Raw genomic sequence first — 6,102 nt, 5'->3', positions numbered from 1 at the left:
GCCTTCAAAGACGCCTTCAACAAATCTAAAATCCCATGAAGCGGCGCATGCACAAGGCAACACATTGATTTATAATGATAATTTAGCGTTATTCATATTGAATGAGAACCCCGAATAACGTAAGATTCTCTCATTTTAAACTTGTGTATCTTGAATCAATCAAAACCACTCATTTGCACATAACAAGTGGGATGAGTGTATGGATCAAATTTGTATAAGAAAGGACTAAAAATGGCTCTTATGAACCGTCTTAATGCAAGATCTGTCGCAACATTGGGGGCTGGCAAATATAATGATGGCGCTGGCTTGTTACTTCATAAGCGTAAAGATGGAGGTGCTCAATGGATTTACCGTTATACCCTTCACGAGTGCCGTCGCGAAATGGGCTTTGGTGCGTTGCGAAATGTTTCTTTAAAAAAAGCCCGTGAATTGGCAACTGGGTGACGTCCTGTTTTGCATGAGGGTCGTGACCCTATTAAAGAACGCAATAAACAAAAGCGTGAGGCAATGCGTAATCTCCATTATTTAAAAGGCATTGCTTTGGATACTTTTGAAAGTCGTAAAGCTGAACTCAAGAATGACGGTAAAGATGGGAACTGGTTTGCACTTTTAAAACTTCATATTCTTTCAAAATTAGATTGTCTGCCCATTTCAGAGATCACGCAAATAGAGATACGCAACACACTTTCTCCCATTTGGCATACAAAAGCTGGAACAGCTCGTAGAGCTCTCATTCGTCTCAATCTTTGTCTCAAACATGCGGAAGCCTTAGGTTTGGATGTTGATTTACAAGCAGTAACAAAAGCACAAGCTCTCTCAGGAAAACAACGCCATAAAGTCACAAACTTACCTGCAATGGATTGGAAAGATATTCCTGCTTTTTATAAAACACTTTGTCAAAAAACCACCATAACACATCTGGCTTTACGTCTCCTTATTCTTACAGGCGTTCGTACCAATCCCTTGCGTCATATTCGTGAAGATCAGATTGATGGGAATATCTGGACAATTCCTGCTGAAAATATGCAAGGCAAGCGTGATGCTACAACAGAGTTTCGCGTGCCTCTATCATCAGAGGCATTAGAAAGTCTAAAACAAGCGCGTCTGCTTTCTCGTAATGATTTTTTTTCTGCTAAAGGTCGCGGTCCCCTCGCTGAGAAGTGTATGGCTCTCAAAAATCATCCAAAATATGGTTAATAAATACTTATGACTTGTTTTCATTTTTTGATAGGAAAGGATTTTAGTATGACAGAAAATGATATTCTTTTGACAGACCGTGAAAGTGCAAAATTGCTTCATATGAGTGTCTCAACATTCCGCCGTCATATTACCAATGGCTCTTTGCCAAAACCTTTAAAGTTTGGTTTTTTATCCCGTTGGTTACAATCGGATCTTTTGAATGTCATCGAGCAAGCGAAACAGCAACGTTATAACGACGCGGCATAAAAAAACTTGTCATGTAAATCCAGCCTCGGTTAAACTGCTTAATGCCTCCAGTGGATTACCCCCAACGGCTTTTGCTTCAAAATGCGCATCTCCTGTAATCGAGGCTTCACCTGCCTCGTTGTGGAGTTGATCAACCACCAGATTTAAACTGCCACCCACGTGGATAAAGGAGGACACTGCTTTATCCCCCTACATCATTCGTGCTTTTGTCCAACTAACTCTTTAAGAATGGCTGGGACGCTTGGATGGTCGCTTTTGCAAAGATTTTTTGGTTTGTTGACGTTTTCTTTCATTCTCAAAGTGAGCTATCATGGCTCGTTCCTTCTGGCTCGTAGTGCTTAGACCAAAAGTGTCATTGTCCATAAAATGCTGATATCCAGCTATCATGAGATCGGTTAGGAACGAGTCACTTTTCGGAGGTTGTGTAAAATAAATCCCCTTTGAATCCTGCAATTTATACCGGAAGCCTGCTTTTTTCATGCACTCATAAACTGAAGCAAATTCACTTGCATAAGAATTCATATCACTAGAAGAAGCATAAACCGGTTTCCAGCCACATTTTAAAAGTGATTGTTCAATTACAGCCCGATCTGTTCCAGACTTTTCCCATAAAGCCAATGTTGATGGGGGAGGATTGCCTAACTGACATCCAGCCATACTTAACAAAGCCATGCAGCTCAACAGTTTTAAGATTTTCTTCATTTTCCCCCTCCTTCAGTGGGTTTGTTTACAATAAAAAGGCTCATAAACCTGCTGATATTTTCTGTCACCGCTGTTTAAAACAATGGTGAACAATATTGAGATGGTGGATTGAGAGAACAATCCCGCCATTTCAAGCAAATACAAGGATGGGAGATTTTTCCATCACCAATAGCAAAACTTAAGGCTGGCATTCGTCCGCATTTTTATACCTTTTACAAAATGGGCTATTTAAGCGCTTCTTCACACTTCGTTGTGGAATGACAGCGCCAGGCTGACAAATAGGGAGGTTTTCCTCTTTAAAAGTATAACACCACCCTCCCCCTTTCACTTCATTTTTATAGTGAAAACCTGATTGAATCATGCAAGCATGAATTGATGCTCGTGCATTAATACTCAGCTTTTTATTTTCTGGAAAAATATCATCAGGCGTTGGCATTCCACATTCTAACAGTGCTTTTCCTACCTCAGTAAAGTCTGCTCCTGGCTTCTCCCACATATATATACCCTGGAAGAGGTTTGTCGATACCACATCCAGCTATAATGAACAAAACTATACCACTTAATAAGTTCAAGATTTGTTTCATTTTTTCTTCCTTGATTTATTTGAATCAATTTGTATACGGAGAGGTAAACCATAATCATGTTGGCATATTGAACTCGCATTACCATAACAAGCATGAGGGCTAGGATAACTCCATATTATTTTCTCTGCTTCTTTCACTGCACTACTACCAAGGGGTCTCTTATGAAAAGTAGCGGGATTTAGGCCAAATACTACACCAACAAAGTCATCTGCGTGATTTTCCAAGCCAATATGAGTTTGGTGGCCATCACTTACATAAATTAACAGACCGGATGCAACTAAACCATTAAAGGCTGGTCCATAGAAATTGATATTCGTATTGTCGGCTATACCGTGCACACCTTCTTGTTTTAAAGCATTCAACATATTCCCCAATGTCATGGTACCACGGCTATGAGCATACTCTTCCAATCCTGTGTTACCATAGCGATACATCAGATCTTTTGCTTCTTGTGTGGAATTGATCAAACCCCAAAAGTTATTTTCCATAAACTTCTGGTAGCAGGCTACCAGAAGTTCTGAAATGGTAGAATCAGCTTGGAGAAACACAACAAAATAAAGCGAATTATTTTTATCCTTCGCATGTTGTTCTGCATAAAAAGCAGCTTCCTCTGGTGAAGTAAAGATGCCATTAAAGGAGACATGCACCTTGCCATCAGATCCAGCTTGTAAATGCTGCTTTTCCTCAGCCGTTAAATAATGAAACTTAGGAATATTTTGTCCACGTCCGTCTTTTATGTACTGCCCATTTTCATCTTTGAGATAAATAATGTTGCCCTTTTCATCACGATCCACCACAGCGATGGGGTGCTCTTTGATAAACATGGTTTTATAGGAGTCATCGCTGTATTTAAACCCTTCTTCTAAGAGTTGCGTTGCCATTTCACGGTTTTCATGGACGATTCGTTCCAGCTTGCCTACATCGAGCTGTTGTACACCCTGATGGGCTGTAGAGGTGTCGCGATTAAGGGAGGGCTATGGCTTGTTCTGCATTTTGCCCTGTCAATGCCTTCTGCTCTGCTTCATCGGTCAGGATAATTGTGCCATTACTGATAGCAGATTTGGTGTATCCTTCCGTTCCATCGTGTTCCTTCCCGTGATTTAAAGCATTTTTGGCAATGTTTTTTATCATGTCATTCTCAGAAATGCTAAGCCCATCACCGCTGGCTTGGGCATGGGCACTGTTGGTTATATCACTGGTGCTGATGCTTCCTGTGGTCAGAGTATTTTTTTCTGCCGGTGCGCTGCTGGTAATGATACCTCCGGTCAGCGTTGTCTTGTCTTTTACAGTAATATCAAAGCCTCCCGCCCCAGCTGTGACCCCTGATTGTTCCACAACACTGTGATAATCGCTGGAGGATTGATCCTTTTGGAAAGAGACATTTATTGATACACCATCAGGCTTTCCATCGTCTTTAAACCCAACAGAAACAGAATTTTTCTTGCTGGAGGTTTCTCCCGTATCACTGCGGCTGGCAATGATAAAATTACCTCCAACTTCCATTTTTACATGCTTGCCAGAAACCACTGCACCCTCCAGTGCAGTATCTTCTCCACTGTTGGTATGAACAGTACCTGTGCCAACAATATGGCTGTTCTTTTGTTGAACCTGTTCACTGAAACCTTCTCCTTGACTAAAAGAGATATTGCCGGTTGCTTCCGCGCCACCAGTACCATAACTGGCTCCAATATTCATTGAAGCGCTTTGGTTATGGTTTTGTGTGCTTTGCGTGTTTTGCGCACTTTCAAAGGTGATATGCTGTCCTGCTTCCAAGTTGATATTCCCGCTCTGCGGATCATTGCCCCGTGCATAAACTGGATTGGTACCAGCGATAATATCGGCACCAATACCATGAATGCTGCCTTTGTGGGCTTTCATATTGACAAAACGCCCAGCTTCTATTGTATCTGTAATCACCGTGGATGTCTGAGAAGACGCCTCTACCTTCTCAGCCTTAAAGCCTACGGTAACACTGGTAGAAATATCCACTATCTTGAGAAGGGAATCTTTTGTTGATCCGCTCTTTATCCCATTATAGAGATCTTTGCCTTTGTTATAGAGATCTTTGCCTTTTAGACCAAGAATGATGCCATTGCCAATCTTGTGTTTCGTATCCCCATGATCAAAACGTTTTACTACATCCCTCATATCTTTTATGGTACTAAGAATGCCAACATTGACAGAACCTGTAACACCAGCAAAGAAATTTTCATGTTTTTTTTGTGTCTTAGAGATATCTTGGCTTTCCGAAAGCGTGATATTATTGCCAGCATCGATGTTCACATCACTATCAGCTAAAACATCTGCCGCTTGCATATTCACATCATTGTCGGCGTTGATCTGCACATCTTGGGGGCGCGCCATGAAGTGTGATTGTACGGAAATATTTTCCCATTGATCGCCGGTGTCCTTCGTGCTTTCAACCCCAACACCCAAGGAAGCACCGCTGCTGCTCTTTCCAAACTGAATGCCAAAACCTGAATGCTCTTCTTTTGAGCTTGAAGTATGACGATCATGACCAACAGACACATTCACATCATGCGCTGCCAAAAGGTTAATATTCTCACCTGCAAAATCAGAGCCCACTATGCTCACATCTTTTGTTCTAGCAGTGATATTGATATTGCCATCAGCATTCAGAGAAGAGCCTTGATGTTCAAAAACTCTCTTCATTTTGCACTTTTTCCTCACTCCCATATATCGATAAAAAGCCCTTGCCTGAACCCGCGTCCAAACCAGATGCATGTTCTTCTGAGTGGCTGCTATGATGATCTTGCATGCCATCAATCGTCACATTTTCTGCTGTCACATTGATGTCTTGACCTGAAAACAGATGAGAAGCAGTAATTGTGGACTCTTTTTTTGCTTGCAAATCAATGTTTCCCGTCGCACCTAGAACAGAGGAAACCGTTGTGGTATGCGATTGAGATGTATTGGAGGATTCCTTATGCAAAAGGCCACTTTCCGACGATTGGTATTGCTGGTCGTAATGTTCTTGAGCGCCTTTTATGAGAATATTCCCACCAGAGTGAATAGAAATACCTGCTTTTGCTTGATCTGGTGTTTCCTCTTCTTTTCCAGCAAGAAGCATCGATCCAATGATTTTTGTATCGTTGCCAGATTCAAAGGACATCCCCTCACCCCCTGTTATACTTGAGCCCACGACTTGAGTAGCCTCAACATTATTATGGACTCTCTCACTAAATATTCCATCCTCTTTGTAATCCGACATCTCATAATGTAAGCTATCTTCTGCATTGTTGATCAGAATATCGTTACTGGCTTTCAGCCCCACCTTACCCTTAGCTTCCATATCAGAAGCAGCAATATGGATATCTTGACCAGAGAGGACAGTCGTGTCTTTTCCAGA

General features: G+C 41.6%; 3 protein-coding genes and 3 pseudogenes. 2 read left to right on the top strand and 4 right to left on the bottom strand.

Features of this window, described 5'->3' with window-relative positions; translation table 11 throughout:
- Positions 1-231: 231 nt before the first annotated feature.
- Positions 232-1,170: pseudogene (locus tag GQO39_RS07930) on the top strand (tyrosine-type recombinase/integrase); the annotation flags it as partial.
- A gap of 75 nt (positions 1,171-1,245) precedes the next feature.
- A complete protein-coding gene (locus GQO39_RS07925) occupies positions 1,246-1,446 on the top strand; it encodes a helix-turn-helix transcriptional regulator (protein ID WP_156851690.1) in 201 nt (66 codons plus the stop codon).
- Between the two features lie 9 nt (positions 1,447-1,455).
- Here GQO39_RS07925 and GQO39_RS08900 read toward each other — a convergent pair whose 3' ends face one another.
- The 4 genes and pseudogenes from GQO39_RS08900 to GQO39_RS07910 all read right to left on the bottom strand — a co-directional run.
- Positions 1,456-1,623 (bottom strand): hypothetical protein, encoded by a 168-nt coding sequence (locus GQO39_RS08900; protein ID WP_198039441.1) that lies wholly within the window; start codon positions 1,621-1,623, stop codon positions 1,456-1,458.
- A 45-nt stretch (positions 1,624-1,668) separates the two neighbouring features.
- Positions 1,669-2,148, bottom strand: a complete 480-nt coding sequence (locus GQO39_RS07920) for a YajG family lipoprotein (protein ID WP_156851689.1) — start codon at positions 2,146-2,148, stop codon at positions 1,669-1,671.
- A 178-nt stretch (positions 2,149-2,326) separates the two neighbouring features.
- Positions 2,327-2,732, bottom strand: a pseudogene (locus tag GQO39_RS07915) (hypothetical protein).
- Positions 2,729-6,102, bottom strand: a pseudogene (locus tag GQO39_RS07910) (hemagglutinin repeat-containing protein); the annotation flags it as partial. The pseudogenes GQO39_RS07915 and GQO39_RS07910, both read right to left, overlap by 4 nt.

The sequence above is a fragment of the Bartonella refiksaydamii genome, from assembly GCF_902652675.1.
GTDB classification, from domain to species: domain Bacteria; phylum Pseudomonadota; class Alphaproteobacteria; order Rhizobiales; family Rhizobiaceae; genus Bartonella; species Bartonella refiksaydamii.
Note: the sequence above shows the minus strand (reverse complement) of the source record. Positions and strands in the feature narration are given on the sequence as shown.

What these genes read in the sequence shown, in the direction of transcription:
- GQO39_RS07925 (WP_156851690.1), top strand. Translation starts at nt 1,246, where the DNA reads ATGACAGAAAATGATATTCTTTTGACAGACCGTGAAAGTGCAAAATTG.
- GQO39_RS07920 (WP_156851689.1), bottom strand. Translation starts at nt 2,148, where the DNA reads ATGAAGAAAATCTTAAAACTGTTGAGCTGCATGGCTTTGTTAAGTATG.